The organism is Coxiella-like endosymbiont, assembly GCF_030643785.1.
Taxonomy (GTDB): domain Bacteria; phylum Pseudomonadota; class Gammaproteobacteria; order Coxiellales; family Coxiellaceae; genus Coxiella.
Window position 1 is genome coordinate 986,921 of record NZ_CP094378.1, and the last position, 15,860, is coordinate 1,002,780.

Below are 15,860 nucleotides of genomic sequence, written 5' to 3' on the forward strand. Positions count from 1 at the left end.
CAGAATATTTAAACTTCGTTAAGATATACTCAATTAAGTGTAACAATTTATATTTAAAAACTGAAGGACCGCAACTCCCCATGAAGCGCTTTTTGTTTCGTTCTAGTGTTACAATTTTTATCAGCATTTTGCTTATTCTTTTTTCAGGCTGCGCTTCTCAAATAAAAGATGGCCCTCCTCGATATTATGTGGACGTTAGTAAAATTCCTAATGCAAAACCTAAATTCCTCTCGCGTAGCAAATACGGAAATCCATCCTCTTATGTAGTTAATGGAAAACGTTACCGAGTTTTAAAATCTACACGCGGATATATACAACGCGGTATTGGCTCATGGTATGGGACCAAATTTCACGGACAATTGACTTCAACACGCGAACCTTACAATATGCTGGCAATGACTGGAGCAAGTCCTATTTTACCTATTCCTTGTTTTGTACAAGTAACTAATTTAAGTAACGGTCGTTCTGTCATTGTTAAAATCAACGACCGAGGTCCCTTTGCCTCTCGTCGCATTATTGATTTATCCTATGCAGCAGCTAAAAAATTGGGTTATGCCAACAAGGGAACTGCATTTGTAGAAGTTAAAGCGATAGATATCTATCATCACACTCCTATTCGATCAATAATGCTCGCAAAATCGTCCATTCCTATATCACATTCCCTTCATTCCTCTCATTTATTTTTACAATTAGGAGCTTTTCGGCAGGCCACATATGCTGAAAGTTTAAAAAGAGAATTAAGCGCTTACATAAGAAAACCCATTCTTATTTTAAAAACAATTTATAATCAATTACCTATTTATCGAGTGCAAATTGGACCCCTAACGAATATTAGTGAGTCTGATTATCTCTATAAAAAACTTAAAAAATTGGGCTTTTGGAGAGCCTATAACCATCACCAGCGAAGAGTAATTAATGATAACTATTAACTATGACTGAAAACATCACCTGGCAAACTGTTCTCAACGAAAAAAAACAAAAACCTTATTTTCAAGCTATTTTAGATTTCGTCAAAAAAGAACGTAAAGCGGGGAAAACTATTTATCCCCCTCAAAAAGATATTTTTAATGCATTGAAATTAACACCCTACGAGACGGTTAAGATAGTTATTTTGGGACAAGATCCCTATCACGGGCCTAATCAAGCCCATGGGTTGGCTTTCTCTGTACGTCCCGGCGTCGCCTTTCCGCCTTCTCTCCAAAATATTTTCAAGGAACTGCATGAGGATTTAAACATTCCTATTCCTTCTCAAGGAACTTTGGAAAAATGGGCCAAACAAGGTATTCTATTGTTAAATGCAGCTCTGACCGTTGAAGCAGGCAAACCCCAATCCCATGCTTCTATTGGGTGGCATCGTTTTACGGACCATGTGATTGCTAGTTTGAACGATCATCCTAAAGGGATCGTATTTCTTTTGTGGGGAGCTTATGCACAACAAAAATCCAGTTTGATCACCAATATCCGACACCGAATCTTAAAAGCTCCCCATCCCTCGCCCTTCTCGGCGAACCGGGGATTCTTCGGATGCCGACATTTTTCCAAAGCTAATGCATTATTACGTGCAATGGGCCGTGAGGAAATCGACTGGACACTAGACTACCTATTCCAGTCCCACGACTCTTATTAGCTATGCGCGTCTAGCCTCTATGTGAGAAGATGAGATTCAAGCTCCTTCCTTACTTGATTTGACATTTTCTGGGCTGACAGATAGAGTTTTACACCAAATGCCGAGGTGGTGGAATTGGTAGACACGCAAGTTTCAGGTACTTGTGGGGGGCAACTCCGTGGAGGTTCAAGTCCTCTCCTCGGCAAACCCGTAAGTTACGAGAATGCTCAAAATTTTACAGTATCCCAATCCACAATTAAAAACCGTAGCGAAACGGGTTGAAACCTTTGATGATGAATTAGAGAAAATCATCGACGAAATGTTTTTGACTCATTACAACACCAAAAATTGTGCAGCCCTAGCTGCTACCCAACTAGATTTAAAGAATCCAAAACACATCACCGTTATCGATTTTTCTCTGGAAAAAAATCAACCCTTATGTCTAGTTAACGCAGAAATTATTGAGCGCGTAGGAAAGTGTGCAGAAGAAGAAGGCTGCATGTCAGTTGGTGGAGGCATCTTCGAAAAAGTCACTCGCGCTGCTAAAATTAAAGTACGTGCGCAAGATCGTTATGGAAAAACACTAGAGTTAGAAGCCGATGGATTTATGGCAAAATGTATTCAACATGAATTGGATCATTTAAACGGTATCATCTTTCTAGACCATTTGTCGTCATTAAAACGAAGCCGAATCGATAAGCGATTAGAAAAGTTGCGAAGACATTATAAATCACCCAAAAATATGAGCTCCTAGTGAAAACACATACTGAAATAGTTTCGCTTATTCAAACCCACGACGTTACTTGGCGAGATTATCTTCAATTATGTAAGCCACGTGTCATTTTATTAATGATATTAACAGCCCTAGTGGGAATGTGTTTGGCTAGTCCCGATATCGTGTGCTGGCGTATTTTGTTGTTCGGTAATTTGGGTATCGCATTTGCTGCCTCTTCTGCAGCCGCGTTGAACCAGATTTTAGAGCACCATCTGGATAAATTAATGCATCGAACTAGCCGCCGTCCTATCGTGCAAGGCAGAATCAGTCGGCGAAATGCAATTATTTTTGCCAGCATTTTAGGTATTTTGTCTATGGTAATTTTGGTCAGTTTTGTTAACTTATTCACAGCGTTCTTAACTTTTGCCACGCTTATTGGCTATGCGGGTATTTATACACTTTATTTAAAACACGCCACTCCGCAGAATATTGTTATCGGAGGATTAGCAGGTGCCGCTCCTCCTTTATTAGGATGGGTAGCTGTCACAGGACACATTAATCCACCTAGTTTAATCCTTCTGCTAATTATTTTCATTTGGACTCCTCCACATTTTTGGGCACTTGCCATTCACCGTATAGATGATTATGCCAAAGCAAATATTCCTATGTTACCTAACACTCACGGCATTCCCTACACCAAATTAAATATTTTATTTTATACGCTGCTGCTTGCCGTAATTAGCTCACTGCCTTTCATTATCAGAATATCGGGATGGATCTATTTTTCTAGTGCTTGTCTTTTAAATTCAGGTTTTATTTATTGGGCGATTCGCTTATTTGTGAGTAATGATTCCAAAATATCGATGCAAGTTTTTCGATACAGCATTTTCTACTTGATGCTTTTATTTGCAGCCCTACTTGTCGACCATTATTTTAATTTATTGATAAATTAATTTTTATAAAAATTTCTTTCTCCCCCTTGATCCCTCTCCTACGGCAGAGGAAAAGTTAAGGGTTTCTCTATCCAGCTAAGGAAGAGGGGAAAACGCGTGGGCTTCTTCTGTTTGAAAAATTTTTTTACGCACAATAGTGTGTTTTCGATCTGGACCTGTAGAAATCATAGTAACAGGGACCTCCAACAACGCTTCAATACGTGCAATATAATCACGGGCTTCTTTAGGCATTTGATTATAGTTAATAAGCCCATAAGTGGAAGTTTGCCATCCAGGCATTTCTTCATAAATGGGCTCGCAAGTTTCTAACAGGAACTGATCGAAGGGAGACTCGTTGAGCAATTCTCCATTACAGAGATACCCTGTGCACAAACGAATAGTTTCAAACTCATCTAATACATCTAATTTGGTTAATACAATACCCGTCAAACTGTTTACTTGAATGGATCGGCGCATACTAATTACATCAAACCAACCACAACGCCGAGGGCGACCCGTCACCGAACCAAATTCTTTTCCTCGCTTTGCCATTTTTATCCCATCCTCATCCTTTAATTCTGTTGGAAAAGGTCCGATACCAACGCGAGTCACATAAGCTTTGGTAATCCCTAATATCTGATCAAAATAGAGGGGGCCAAAGCCGCTACCTGTAGCAGCTGCCCCTGCTGTGGTATTTGAAGAAGTAACATACGGATAAGTTCCAAGATCCACATCCAACAAGTAACCTTGCGCCCCTTCAAAAATAATATTTTTTTCTCTCGGCATAATTCAAATAATAAGGGAGTTACATCTCCGATCATTGGCCTTATTTTATTTCTCATTTCCATTAATTGGTCATAAATCTGGATATAATCGAGAGGTTTTTGCGAATAATATTCCAACTGGAAATTATGATAAGCAGTAGCTTTTTTATCTTTTCTAACAAGACATCAGGATGTAACAAATCCATTGCACGAATACCTCGGCGGGCCACCTTATCTTCATAAGCAGGGCCAATTCCTTTACCAGTAGTGCCGATAGCTTTATTTCCTAACGCAGTTTCACGTGCCTTATCGAGCGCAATATGATAAGGCAACAATAAATTACAAGCGGAACTAATTCTAAGCTGATCCGTTACTGGAATCCCTTTAACTTCTAGTTCTTGGATTTCTTCCATTAATGCCGCGGGAGACAAAACCACTCCATTTCCAATCAAACAAAGAACATCTTTCCATAAAATTCCTGAGGGTATTAAACGCAAAACTGTCCTTTCGCCATCGATAATTAAAGTATGCCCTGCATTATGGCCACCCTGAAAACGAACCACTGCCGCAACCTTATCTGTAAGCATATCGATAATCTTTCCTTTACCTTCATCCCCCCATTGGGTTCCTAGAATTACTATATTCATTAACTCATTCTCCGTTAACTGTCAACATTCCCAAATAACCGTTGGTAATCCTTGTGTTGTATTTCCAAAATTAAACAAAGATGCCTCTTTTGATCACTCTTTTCAGTCCTTATATCACGCCTCTCTTGTATAAGATCTTGTATAATAAGGAAATATCGATATGTACTAAAAAAAGAGTACGTTCACCACCTTCATAACGATCAATAAAATAACGGCTGGACTGCTTCAATTATTTCTCTTTAATGTAGAGTTGGCCTTTTTCCAATAAAAAGATTCGATCCATTTTTACGGATAAGAAGCGGTTATGCGTTACGATGACAAAACTCGTATTCAGAGAACGATTTAGTTGCAAAGTCAAATCAGCCACCTGATCGGCAGTTTCTTCGTCTAAATTGCCTGTGGGTTCATCGGCGAGTACACAACGAGGTTCCGTTACTAAAGCTCGCGCGATAGAGATTCGTTGCTTTTCTCCTCCTGATAATTCTCCAACCCGATGTTTTTGTCGATGAATTAATCCAACTTTTTCAACGTAAGCGATGGATTTTTCTTTTGCGAGCTTAGGTTTGATCCCTCGAATGAGCAAAGGGATGCAAACATTTTCCAACACATTAAATTCCGGCAATAAATGGTGGAATTGGTAAACAAATCCTAAATATCGATTACGTAATAACCCTTTTTCTCGCTCCGTAAGACGATTGATATCTTTATCTCCCACCCATATTTTTCCTGCCGTTGGTTTATCTAAACCACCTAACAATTGTAAAAAAGTAGATTTTCCTGTTCCTGAAGCACCCACGATCGCCACGCGCTCCCCTGGCGCGACAGAAAAATCGATCTCATGCAAAACAGGCACGTGTAATTTCCCTTCGAGATAGGCCTTACTCAATTTGTCGCAACGAATGACCGGTGTTTCTTTATTCATACCGCAGTGCTTCTGCTGGTTCTGTTTGAAAAGCAATGAGAGCCGGATAAATAGTTGCAATCAAACTCAACACTAAGGCAATAATAGAAATGTTTAAAACATCCAACCATTCCAATCGAGAAGGAAGAAAATTAACGAAAAAGACTGAACTTTTAAGGAATTGAACATGAAAAAGATTTTGAACAAAATTAACAATAGCTGTTGCGTTCCATGCCAAAATAACTCCTCCGATTACGCCAATCAGCGTACCAATTAAGCCAACTATGGCTCCTTGGATAACAAAAATTGACATAATAGTACGGGGACTCGCCCCTAACGTTCGCAAAATGGCAATATCAGCTCGTTTGTCATTGACCACCATCACAAGCGTTGAAACTAAATTAAATACGGCTACCGCAACGATCAATAATAAAATAACAAACATGATCGTCTTTTCCATAGCAATGGCATTAAAAAATGAACCAAACTGCTCCATCCAATTCGTTACCATAAATCCGTTTGGAAGAGCATTTTGCAATTCCTGAGAAACAACTCCCGCTTGATAAATATTTTTTATTTTAACATGTAATCCGCTTGTTCCTTGGGGAAATAGTTTTATTCCATCAATCATATTAATGTAACCAATTCCCGTATCAAAATCAAAACCACCTTTCACACTAAAAATCCCGCTAACAGTAAAACGGTGAAATTGAGGAAATACCCCCAGGAGTGTTGTTGTAGCTTGAGGAGTGAATAAGTTGACTTTATTTCCGAGAGATAAACCTAATTGGTTTGCTAATTTTTGCCCTAGAATAATATTATAATTTCCCGCAACTAAACTGTTTAAATACCCTTGCACCATTTTTTGATCAAGCTTTGAGACCTCCATTTCCTGCGAGGGTAATATTCCCAAAACATTCACCCCACTAACCACTCCTTCATTACTCAGCATCCCCAACCCCGTGACAAAAGGAGCTGAAGCAATAACATTAGTGTTAGCATTAATGATCTTTTGTAAAGTCGGCCAAGTTTCAGAAATATCTTGACCTGATAGAATCGTAACTTCAGGCGCGATCGCAAAAAACTGAGTTCGAATCTGATAATCAAATCCGTTCATTACAGATAAAACTACAATCAATACAGCAACACCTAAGGCAATTCCCAGCATAGAGGCAAGAGAAATGAAAGAGATAAAATGATTACGGCGCTTAGCGCGTGTGTAACGCAAGCCGACATAAAGAGCAAGAGGCCTTATCATAAAGGGTAACTATACTAAAAAAACAACCGTTGGGATAGCCTTGATAGTCACCAACTACAGAGTAAAATGCGGATTATGAGATATTTAAACAACAACGTTATTAAACGATGGGGAATTCCATCATGGGACCGCTATTAAACAGCAATTTAATATCAGTCGCACTTCGGTATGGAAAGCCATCAAAAAATTAAAGAGCTATCAAATTCCAATAAAATCTCTAAAAATTAAGGGTTATTGTTTAACTCAACCATTAATCTTGTTAGACAAACAAAAAATAGTTAGCACTTTAGAAATAAAATCAATTCCACTCGAGTTGTTGGAACAAGTAGATTCTACCAACGATTATTTAAAAATAGCATCCCATCCAAACAAGCTGGCAATTTGCATTTCAGAGATGCAAACAAAAGGTAAAGGCTGTTTTCACCGGCAGTGGCATTCGCCCTTTGGACAAAATATTTATTTATCCTTAAAATATTCTTTTAATAAAGATATTAGTGAGCTAGCCGGTTTAAGCTTGGTATGCGGGCTCGCGGTATGTCGCACTATTGAAACAATTTGTCATTTATCTTTACCTATTTTTATTAAATGGCCAAATGATATTATTTGTGATAATAAGAAATTAGCTGGTATTTTAATTGAAATTCAAGCAGAAACTCACGGATTCTGTTCCGTTATTATTGGTATTGGCCTTAATGTTAATATGCAAAACGATACTGACCAAAAAATCAATCATGATTGGACATCCTTAATAAATTTAACTGAAGCCTATCACGACAGAAATGAGCTCTGTACGGCATTAATTAATTATTTGATGCATTATTTGGAAGCTTTTGAAAAACATGGCTTTAGCTTCTTTCAAAATCCCTGGCAAAAAAAAGATTATCTTTTTAATAAATCCTTAAATCTTAGGTCAAGCCAAAAAGAATTCCAAGGTATTGGAGCTGGAATTAATGAGCAAGGAAATTTAATCCTCAAATTAACTGACGGATTTCAAAAAGCATTTTCTTCCGGCGACGCTACTTTAATGAAATAACTCTGATCCGACTCAATCCTTCCCGGCTTTACCTGGCTCTTTCCCATTAGTGAGAGAAAAATAATCTTCTTTTTTTGAAAAATTTAATACCGGTTGAAGGGAAAGGTGATCTTGTGGATTCTCTCCGTAACGGACGATACCCATACAAGGCGCTTTTATCCATGTTTTTAAAGTTTGAATATTTTCATCAATTACTATTGTTTGCGATTCTATACAATTTGCCACCCATCCTATAAGCGGAATTTTCATTTGATTTATTGCATTCACAGTCAAAATAGCATGGTTTAAACAACCTAATTTAATTCCCACCACCAAGACAACAGGAATATTTAATAATTTCACAAGATCAGCAATTGATTCTTCATCATTCAAAGGAACAAACCATCCGCCTGCTCCCTCAACAATAAACACATCACTGGAAATTAAAAGTGATTTATTGATTTTTTCTACCAATACGGTGGTTGTTAAACGCAAATCTTGCAATTGCGCGGCAATATGTGGGGCAATCGGCGCTTCAAAAGCTACCGGATTAATCAATTCATAACGCTTTTTTACCGAAGAAGCCTCTTGTAGAGCAAGCGCATCTTCATTGCGAAGCAAACCATTAATATTCCGACATCCGGAAGCGATAGGCTTTATACCAAAAGTAGAAAATCCTCTGCTCGTGAATGTTCGCAGCAAGGCCATACTTATATAAGTTTTTCCCACGTTCGTATCCGTTCCAGTAACAAAAAATTTTATCACCATATCTAAACCTTTCTACAAACAAAAAATCCAATTCGATAAGTTAACTTGACTGTTGCTTCATCCGTAAATTTTAAAATCGGCTTAGCTGATAAATCTGATTTTTTCCTCAGAACCAGACAATTTGCTCCAATATATTTGATGGAACGAACTGCTTCCTGTAAAGTTTTAAATTCATCGATAAAAACTTTTTCTTGATAAGAAAGAATCGAAAAACCACTTACCGTCAAAAAATTTGTAATAATCTCTAGTGGATAAAATTGATTCCGAGAATTTTCTCCCAACTCATTAAATGTCCCTTTTAAAGGAATTGAAAAAGCCATTATACCGGAGGGAATCAATTGATAAGAAAATGTTTTAAAAGTATTCTTTAAATCTAAAGACCATTGCAACCCCATATTACAAAAAGCTAGCTGCAGTGAATTTTCAAAAAATAAAAAATCATCAAAATCAGCCAAAATAAATATAACTTTAGAATTTCTAATTTTTTTTGAGCTTCATCCAAAAGGCTATTACAGAAGTCAATCGCATACATGCTATTAAATGAAAAGACCGAACTAATTTCTTGTGTGCTAACTCCTGTTCCACAAGCAAAATCAGCAATAACTTCATAATTAAATTCTATTTTTTTTAACTGGTTCAATAGTTCTTTGCAAATTTTTGCCGGCATATAACTATACGCATCATAAGTTTTAAATGCTCTATTGAAGGAGCGTTGTATACGAATTTTTTTTCATTAAACATGATTAATAAATTTTAATAACTGAGTATAGAAATTCTTCTCATGTGTTAAAAAAGCTAAATGTCCGGCTTCAGGAATGACATAAATTATAGCGCTGGGATTTAAATCGTAAAGCTCTTGAGGTTTTAACTTAGTAATAATATCTTGCTCTCCTAAAAGATAGAAGAGTGGCATTTTAATTCTTTTGTAAGACTCTCTGATATCAGATTCGAACAAAATTTTTAAATAGTTAAATAACAAATCGTGATGTTTTTCAAAATTTAGAGAATTTTTCATTAGCAAGTCTTTATAATGAAGCACCTTATTCGGATAGTTGACTATAGAGAGAAAATAATTGAATAAACTAGCAAAATTTCTCTCCGCTAAATTAATAAATTTATTGGCTTCCGCTAAAGAAATCCCCGACCATCCCTTTCCTTGAATAAAGCGAGGGGAACTTGATAATAAAATAAGTTTTTTTACTTTTTTTGGAAATTGAGCAGCTAATAGGATTGCAATTAACCCTCCTAGAGACCATCCTATTAACGTGGTGTCATCCGGTATTGAACAAGACAAATTGTAAGTAACCTTCTCCAAGGTCAATTCTTCAAGATTAGGCAAATCGATTAAGAAAGATCCTTTTAAATACAAACTACTTTCTCTTAAAAGAGAAGACTTAAATCCCCATCCCGCGATAAATGCCATTGAAGACTTAACTAACATAGAAAAAAGCAAGGTGATAAAGGAGTTGAATGATTTGGTCCTTAGTGTGTAAGCAATTTAAGGAAATTCGAATTCTGGCAGTACCTTCAGGAACACTCGGGGGACGAATACAGGAAATGAAAAACCCTTTTTCCAACATTTTTCTTGAATCCATTGAATTTTTTCATTGTCTGCAACAAGCAAACACCTAATAGGTGTTTCATCCTCCGATATTAATTTAAGACCTCTATTTTCTGCTTGTTGTATAAAAAAATGAACAAGTTCATTGAGTCGTTCTCGTCGCCAATATTCCATTTGAACAATGTCTAACGATTTTAAAGCAGCCATACAAAGAGCGGGCGGTAAAGCAGTAGTGGCACGATAGCTTCTAGAAAATTGCAAAACGCCCTCTAAAATATCTTTCCTGCCCGAAACAATAGCACCTGAACAACCAAACGCTTTTCCCAAAGGGGTTATAAGGCAGGGAATTTCTAATTGAGTCAATCCCCACTTTTCGCAACTTCCGCCTCCATTTTTCCCTAAAACTCCGATACCATGAGCATCATCTACAACAAATAAAATATTTTTTCCATCAATGCAGTGATTAATCGCCGGTAAGGGTGAAAGATCACCTTCCATACTGAAAATACCTTCTGTAATCAGAATGTTAGGTTTTTTTAAATGTAATAGATAATTAAAATGTTCCAAATCATTATGTCTAAAACGATAATTCTGAGCCTTTGATAATTGAATGGCATCAAGTAAAGAGGCATGACAAAACTTATCTGAAAGAATAACGTCCTTACGCGCCGCTAAAGAAGTAATAACTCCTAAATTTGCCATATATCCTGAATTAAAAAAAATTGCTTGATCTCGCACTAAAAATTCAGCAAATTTCTCTTCTAATTGTTGTTGAGGTTTAAAATACCCTGATACCATTGCCGAAGAGGTGCTTCCAGTTCCATAGAGTTGAATCGCTTCAATAAAAGCTTCTTTTACTGCTGGGTGATTGGCTAAGCCTAAATAATCGTTATTACAAAAATTAATACAAGACTGGCCATTAACTTTGATCAAATTATTATGTTCTCGTCCTGTAATAACAAAACACTTTCTTAAAAGTGAATTTTTTGCATATCGATCTAGTCTGTTTTTGACTTTAGCAACTAGCATAGCAACCTAACCTACACTTGTGCTGGAAGAGGGATCTTAACACCTAATCGATTTAATAAATTAAAATCGCGATCTTGTCCTGGATTTTTTGCTGTCAATAATTTATCTCCACAAAAAATTGAATTTGCTCCCGCCATAAAACACCAGGCCTGTAACTCATCAGTCATTTCTTCACGTCCTGCAGACAATCGGATCATCGATTTGGGAAATATAAGCCGAGCTACAGCAATGGTTTTTATAAATTCAAAGGAATCTAAAGGCGCTGCATTTTCTAAAGGCGTACCCTTCATGGGAACGAGCTGATTAAATGGAATACTCATTGGAGGCTCGGGTAGTTGATTAAGTTGCAATAATAATTCAATTCGATCTTCTCGCGATTCCCCCATTCCCAAAATACCACCACAACAAACATTAATCCCCGCATCTCTTACGTTTTTTAAAGTATCGATTCGATCTTGGTAGGTCCGGGTAGTAATAATTTTTTGATAAAAATTAGGAGAAGTATCTAAGTTATGGTTATAAAAGTCCAAGCCTGCTTGTTTTAAATCATGGGCTTGATCTTTATCAAGCATTCCCAAGGTTACGCAGGTCTCTAAACCTAATGCTTTAACTGCTTTAATCATTTCTAGGACCTTTGGCAGTTCTCCTTTCGGCGGGCTTCTCCAAGCTGCACCCATGCAAAACCGTTTAGCACCATTTTTTTTAGCCAGTTTGGCTTGTTCGATAACCGAATTAATGTCAATTAATTTTTCTCGCTTAAGGCCAGTTTTATAATGACCACTTTGAGTACAATAGGCACAATTTTCCGGACAAGTTCCAGTTTTTATGCTCGATAAGGTGCAAAATTCTATTTCTTTGATATCGAAATTTGCTCGATGCACACTATAAGCTTTGAAAAGCAGTTCGAAAAATGGTAACTCAAATAAATGAGAAATAGACTCTTGACTCCAGGTCTCCTTTTCCATATACAAAACCTCTTTTATTGTTGAAGAGAAAAAGTTTATAATAGTCTTTCTAATTAGTCAACCAAACAAAAATAATGAGTTAACGATATGGAATCTCTTGAATTGCTAGATCTTAAACATGTCTGGCATCCTTGTTCGCAAATGAAAGATTACGAAGAATTCAAGCCATTAGTGATTAAAAGTGCCTTAGGTAGTCACATTGAACTTCAAAATGGCAAAAAATTAATTGACGCTATTTCTAGTTGGTGGTGTAAATCATTGGGGCACAACCATCCATTGTTAAAAACGGCTTTAAAACAACAACTAGAAAAATTTGAACATGTTATTTTAGCAAATACGACTAACGAAGTTATCGTCGAACTCTCTCAGAAATTAGCTACGCTGATACCCTTCCTAAATAAAGTATTTTATACAGGGGATGGCTCTTGTGCTGTTGAGGTAGCAATGAAAATGAGCCTGCATTCAAGGACTATTACTGGCAATCAAAAACGAACAAAGTTTATTGCTTTAAAAAATAGTTATCATGGAGAAACTGCGGGTGCTCTTAGTGTGAGTGATCTTGGGCTCTATCGATCTCCCTATACAGCCATGTTATTTGAACCTTTTTTTATTAGTGAGATTCCCTACGTTTCCAATATTACGGTTGACCAATGGAATGATTGCACCAACCAGTGGAAAGTGATTGAAAATTTACTTGAACCATATGTGGAAACCGCTACGGCTGTTATTGTAGAACCCATCGTTCAGGGATCGGCCGGTATGAAAATTTACAGCCAAGATTTCTTAGCCCGACTCTCTCAATGGGCTAAAACACATAATATCCATTTAATTGCAGATGAAATAATGACAGGTATAGGGCGAACCGGAAAGATGTTAGCCTGTGAACACGCCCAAGTTATCCCCGATTTCGTCTGTCTTTCAAAAGGTCTTACTTCAGGTTGGTTGCCTTTCAGTGCGGTTCTGACGCATGAGGAAATGTACAACTATTTTTACGACGATTATGAGACTGGCAAAGCTTTTCTCCACTCCCATACTTATTCAGGAAACGTATTAGGAGCCAGCGTTGCTCTCGCTACCTTACGAACTATTCATAAAGAAAATCTATGCGAAAAAGCCGCCGCCTTTAGCGAAATTCTGCATAAAAATATGAATATCGTTTCTGAGAAAACAGGTCAATTAATGAATATTCGAAACATTGGTGCCATAGTCGCAGCCGATTTGCGTTATCATCCCGCTTGTCCTAAACTGGGCTATGAGATCTATAAAGAAGCCATAAAATTGGGCGCCTTACTACGCCCTCTAGGAAATACAATTTATTGGTTGCCTCCACTCAATATTGAGCTCTCCGTAATCGAAGAATTAAAAGACATTACTATCGATGCCATAGAGCAGGTCTGTGCCCGTATTGAGGTTTGACCGTTTCCTTAACTTATTTCTTTGACTGATTAAATTTGATGAGCCCAATATCATTATTTACACCAAGTGTTTCAAACATATTGTAACGATAGCCATTTACCGTTACACTAATTCGTTTAATTAACAAGAATAATACTTCCATTTCTTGTTTACTGAGTTGACTGAATGGTGAATTACCACTCACTTTGCTTAAAGCCAATTGAGTGGCGATACTAGAGCTTAGTAGGGCTTTAGTAGTGTTGACCACCGTGAATTGCGCGAATGGATCGTTCTGATTCTGCTGAGTTACTGCATTTAGTAATCAATCCATGTACGTCTACTTCTAAAAGTTGAAGTGGTAGGATTAATTTTTCATCTCTGTTATGATCAATATTTTAATATCAGGCTCTCAGTCGCAATATTTTCTTTCCTACTTCCAAACTATCTGTATCGGATAAGTAAAAGTTTAAAATCAAGACATCGGGATTTTTTTGTTTCATTCGCCAGACCTTCTTCCCTCGTGCTAGCCTCGCCTACAATGCGAATCCCTTTAATAGCAGACAACATGAGACGAATATACCTCACGCACTCATACGTGATCTTTGGTTAAAAGAATATTAATCATTAGAATTATTCTTAAAATAAACAACAACCATTGTAATAAATGTAATAAATTTTAATATTATTTAAAGTTTAAGACACCAAATCTATTTATTCTAGACAATTCTTAAGAATTTGATGAAAACGGAATTTGATGAAAACGGATTTCCTTTGGAAAAAGGAGAATGTTATAAGGAATATATTGCCCACTTCGCAAGCATAATTGTTAGGACTAATTGGCAAATTACCAATCGAAGTTCATCTAGTATTTGAGCTTGAGTAACGGGATTCTCTTCTTCATAAGCTTACAAACAATTTCGAATTATCAAGAAAACAGAGGGATTTTCACCTGTGATTTGTTCATGCGTGTATTGCAAACTTTGATAAAAACTTTGATAAGATGTTGACATACTAATACTATATTCATTACTGAGTGCCCACTTCCAGAACTGTGCTTAAAATACGATTATTAATCGCTTTACGTTCGTCAGATAGAGCCAATGAGTCAGTTCACACCGGAAAAGATAATCTTTTTCATATACGTAATCTGAATTTCCAAAAATGCCCAATGATCTAGTGTATGAAAGGGTATCAGTAGGGTTAAGTAAGATTATTCCACAAATAATATTTAGTATAAGTGGTTAACAGAGTATTATGGAGGATCTCATGTCCTTGTGCAATAAGACCGCCTGCTCCATATTGTAACTTGCCATGGTAAAAAACCTTCCAAAATCAGGATATTTAAAAGAAACTCTTCGAATGGTTGCTCCGACATGGATTTAACAAATTGAAAAATAAATTCATAGAAAAATTGAGAGTGAAGGAGTGTAAAATTTTAAATTTATATTAATTTAAAATTTATATAAAATAACTAGGTTTTTCAAGATAATATTCCTTTTCATTGAACCGCCTGATAAATGCATCAATAGATACTTCTTCGGGAACTTTATTTTTTATATTGGTGCTCAAAATATCTTCTTAATATTTCGGAATTCCTTTTTCGCTGTTCTTCCGTCAACAGTTTTCCAATTTTTATTAGCATTTTTCATCCTAGACTTGTTATAATCCAGGAAAATGATTAATAAATTGATTAATACTGGCTAAAGATTAAAAACTGGCTAAAGATTAAAACTTCATTGCGTCAAATTAATATTGAGTTACATTTCCGGAATAGAAGAAAAGCCTTAGCGTGTATTTATCTTGTAGGTGCTACCGCTTCTATTCTCGGAAGGGCAAGGACTTTGAAAACTTATGAATTAAGATAGGCCTCTTTCAAACAGGAGAAACAATTCTTATTGTATCTTCTTTTTATGTCGATTTGCGATTTTGATTCAGATATATTTCCGTTTGGATATATTTCTGTCCGATCTGTTAGCACCATATGTATTCCATATGTATTTGTGATTAACTTGTCATCATACTTAATTAAATCATATTTCGCAAGTTATTCTCTGAATTCTTTTAAATGACGCTGTGCTAATTGTCGATAAATTGCCATCAATACCTGAACGTATCTCAATTTCATCAGACCAATTTAAAGGCATCAGCTTATATTCAATAGCTGCAAAATGAGGACTATCCATAGAGACAATGCATCGGGTAATAATTCTTATTTTACAATTTTTTTATCGACTATAAAAAATTGTCGTTTTAAAATTCCGTGAAACGGATCTAAAGTCTATTTATATTCTTTTAAAGTAGTTTCAT

Annotated in this window: 16 protein-coding genes, 1 tRNA gene and 1 pseudogene; 7 read left to right on the forward strand and 11 right to left on the reverse strand. The window is 36.5% G+C overall.

Annotated features, from left to right (window positions below; translation table 11 throughout):
- Nucleotides 1-80 precede the first annotated feature (80 nt).
- The 5 genes from MRH55_RS05125 to cyoE all read left to right on the forward strand — a co-directional run bounded on the left by MRH55_RS05125 (nucleotide 81) and on the right by cyoE (nucleotide 3,274).
- Nucleotides 81-929 (forward strand): septal ring lytic transglycosylase RlpA family protein, encoded by an 849-nt coding sequence (locus tag MRH55_RS05125; RefSeq protein ID WP_304985177.1) that lies wholly within the window; start codon nucleotides 81-83, stop codon nucleotides 927-929.
- A 2-nt stretch (nucleotides 930-931) separates the two neighbouring features.
- Nucleotides 932-1,627 carry a uracil-DNA glycosylase gene (gene ung, locus MRH55_RS05130; RefSeq protein WP_304985178.1) on the forward strand — a complete coding sequence of 232 codons (696 nt, stop codon included), beginning with the start codon at nucleotides 932-934 and terminating at the stop codon, nucleotides 1,625-1,627.
- A gap of 99 nt (nucleotides 1,628-1,726) precedes the next feature.
- A tRNA-Leu gene (locus MRH55_RS05135) sits at nucleotides 1,727-1,811 on the forward strand.
- 18 nt (nucleotides 1,812-1,829) lie between these two features.
- Complete coding sequence (def, locus tag MRH55_RS05140) at nucleotides 1,830-2,360, forward strand: peptide deformylase (RefSeq protein ID WP_304985179.1); 531 nt, start codon at nucleotides 1,830-1,832, stop codon at nucleotides 2,358-2,360.
- On the forward strand, nucleotides 2,360-3,274 hold the full coding sequence (gene cyoE / locus MRH55_RS05145; RefSeq protein WP_304985180.1) for a heme o synthase: 915 nt from the start codon (nucleotides 2,360-2,362) through the stop codon (nucleotides 3,272-3,274). The genes def and cyoE overlap by 1 nt, the downstream gene beginning before the upstream one ends.
- Nucleotides 3,275-3,349: 75 nt before the next feature.
- Here the strand turns inward: cyoE and MRH55_RS05150 are convergent.
- From MRH55_RS05150 to MRH55_RS05160, 3 genes and pseudogenes are all read right to left on the reverse strand, one after another.
- Nucleotides 3,350-4,664: pseudogene (locus MRH55_RS05150) on the reverse strand (adenylosuccinate synthase).
- Between the two features lie 229 nt (nucleotides 4,665-4,893).
- Nucleotides 4,894-5,586 (reverse strand): ABC transporter ATP-binding protein, encoded by a 693-nt coding sequence (locus MRH55_RS05155; RefSeq protein ID WP_304985181.1) that lies wholly within the window; start codon nucleotides 5,584-5,586, stop codon nucleotides 4,894-4,896.
- The gene (locus MRH55_RS05160) at nucleotides 5,579-6,823 is read right to left on the reverse strand and encodes a lipoprotein-releasing ABC transporter permease subunit (protein ID WP_304985182.1); all 1,245 of its coding nucleotides are present in this window, start codon (nucleotides 6,821-6,823) and stop codon (nucleotides 5,579-5,581) included. The genes MRH55_RS05155 and MRH55_RS05160 overlap by 8 nt, the downstream gene beginning before the upstream one ends.
- Nucleotides 6,824-6,974: 151 nt before the next feature.
- On the opposite strand from MRH55_RS05160, the gene MRH55_RS05165 reads away from it, so the two are divergent.
- Nucleotides 6,975-7,856: a biotin--[acetyl-CoA-carboxylase] ligase gene (locus MRH55_RS05165; protein WP_304986142.1), complete on the forward strand. Its 882-nt coding sequence runs from the start codon at nucleotides 6,975-6,977 to the stop codon at nucleotides 7,854-7,856.
- A 12-nt stretch (nucleotides 7,857-7,868) separates the two neighbouring features.
- Here MRH55_RS05165 and bioD read toward each other — a convergent pair whose 3' ends face one another.
- The 6 genes from bioD to bioB form a co-directional block, all read right to left on the reverse strand.
- Complete coding sequence (bioD, locus tag MRH55_RS05170) at nucleotides 7,869-8,603, reverse strand: dethiobiotin synthase (protein WP_304985183.1); 735 nt, start codon at nucleotides 8,601-8,603, stop codon at nucleotides 7,869-7,871.
- A gap of 2 nt (nucleotides 8,604-8,605) precedes the next feature.
- Nucleotides 8,606-9,058 carry a methyltransferase domain-containing protein gene (locus MRH55_RS05175; RefSeq protein ID WP_304985184.1) on the reverse strand — a complete coding sequence of 151 codons (453 nt, stop codon included), beginning with the start codon at nucleotides 9,056-9,058 and terminating at the stop codon, nucleotides 8,606-8,608.
- Entirely contained in the window at nucleotides 9,010-9,270 is a 261-nt protein-coding gene (locus MRH55_RS05180) for a methyltransferase domain-containing protein (protein WP_304985185.1), read from the reverse strand. Before MRH55_RS05180 ends, MRH55_RS05175 begins: the two co-directional genes overlap by 49 nt.
- Before the next feature lie 66 nt (nucleotides 9,271-9,336).
- Nucleotides 9,337-10,044, reverse strand: coding sequence for an alpha/beta fold hydrolase (locus tag MRH55_RS05185; RefSeq protein WP_304985186.1), 708 nt, complete (start codon nucleotides 10,042-10,044; stop codon nucleotides 9,337-9,339).
- 57 nt (nucleotides 10,045-10,101) lie between these two features.
- Nucleotides 10,102-11,193, reverse strand: coding sequence for an aminotransferase class I/II-fold pyridoxal phosphate-dependent enzyme (locus tag MRH55_RS05190; protein WP_304985187.1), 1,092 nt, complete (start codon nucleotides 11,191-11,193; stop codon nucleotides 10,102-10,104).
- 11 nt (nucleotides 11,194-11,204) lie between these two features.
- Nucleotides 11,205-12,158 carry a biotin synthase BioB gene (gene bioB / locus MRH55_RS05195; protein ID WP_304985188.1) on the reverse strand — a complete coding sequence of 318 codons (954 nt, stop codon included), beginning with the start codon at nucleotides 12,156-12,158 and terminating at the stop codon, nucleotides 11,205-11,207.
- Between the two features lie 87 nt (nucleotides 12,159-12,245).
- On the opposite strand from bioB, the gene bioA reads away from it, so the two are divergent.
- On the forward strand, nucleotides 12,246-13,574 hold the full coding sequence (gene bioA / locus MRH55_RS05200) for an adenosylmethionine--8-amino-7-oxononanoate transaminase (protein ID WP_304985189.1): 1,329 nt from the start codon (nucleotides 12,246-12,248) through the stop codon (nucleotides 13,572-13,574).
- Nucleotides 13,575-13,587: 13 nt separating this feature from the next.
- Here bioA and MRH55_RS05205 read toward each other — a convergent pair whose 3' ends face one another.
- Both MRH55_RS05205 and MRH55_RS07830 read right to left on the reverse strand, forming a co-directional pair.
- The gene (locus tag MRH55_RS05205; protein WP_304985190.1) at nucleotides 13,588-13,821 is read right to left on the reverse strand and encodes a response regulator transcription factor; all 234 of its coding nucleotides are present in this window, start codon (nucleotides 13,819-13,821) and stop codon (nucleotides 13,588-13,590) included.
- Between the two features lie 1,762 nt (nucleotides 13,822-15,583).
- Nucleotides 15,584-15,736 (reverse strand): hypothetical protein, encoded by a 153-nt coding sequence (locus tag MRH55_RS07830; protein WP_369421040.1) that lies wholly within the window; start codon nucleotides 15,734-15,736, stop codon nucleotides 15,584-15,586.
- Nucleotides 15,737-15,860: the final 124 nt, after the last annotated feature.

Bases quoted from the DNA above. Each gene is read 5' to 3' on its own strand.
- MRH55_RS05155 (WP_304985181.1), bottom strand. From the start codon at position 5,586: ATGAATAAAGAAACACCGGTCATTCGTTGCGACAAATTGAGTAAGGCC.
- MRH55_RS05125 (WP_304985177.1), top strand. From the start codon at position 81: ATGAAGCGCTTTTTGTTTCGTTCTAGTGTTACAATTTTTATCAGCATT.
- bioB (WP_304985188.1), bottom strand. From the start codon at position 12,158: ATGGAAAAGGAGACCTGGAGTCAAGAGTCTATTTCTCATTTATTTGAG.
- MRH55_RS05160 (WP_304985182.1), bottom strand. From the start codon at position 6,823: ATGATAAGGCCTCTTGCTCTTTATGTCGGCTTGCGTTACACACGCGCT.
- ung (WP_304985178.1), top strand. From the start codon at position 932: ATGACTGAAAACATCACCTGGCAAACTGTTCTCAACGAAAAAAAACAA.
- bioA (WP_304985189.1), top strand. From the start codon at position 12,246: ATGGAATCTCTTGAATTGCTAGATCTTAAACATGTCTGGCATCCTTGT.
- bioD (WP_304985183.1), bottom strand. From the start codon at position 8,603: ATGGTGATAAAATTTTTTGTTACTGGAACGGATACGAACGTGGGAAAA.
- MRH55_RS07830 (WP_369421040.1), bottom strand. From the start codon at position 15,736: ATGGATAGTCCTCATTTTGCAGCTATTGAATATAAGCTGATGCCTTTA.
- MRH55_RS05185 (WP_304985186.1), bottom strand. From the start codon at position 10,044: ATGTTAGTTAAGTCTTCAATGGCATTTATCGCGGGATGGGGATTTAAG.
- def (WP_304985179.1), top strand. From the start codon at position 1,830: ATGCTCAAAATTTTACAGTATCCCAATCCACAATTAAAAACCGTAGCG.
- MRH55_RS05180 (WP_304985185.1), bottom strand. From the start codon at position 9,270: ATGCCGGCAAAAATTTGCAAAGAACTATTGAACCAGTTAAAAAAAATA.
- MRH55_RS05190 (WP_304985187.1), bottom strand. From the start codon at position 11,193: ATGCTAGTTGCTAAAGTCAAAAACAGACTAGATCGATATGCAAAAAAT.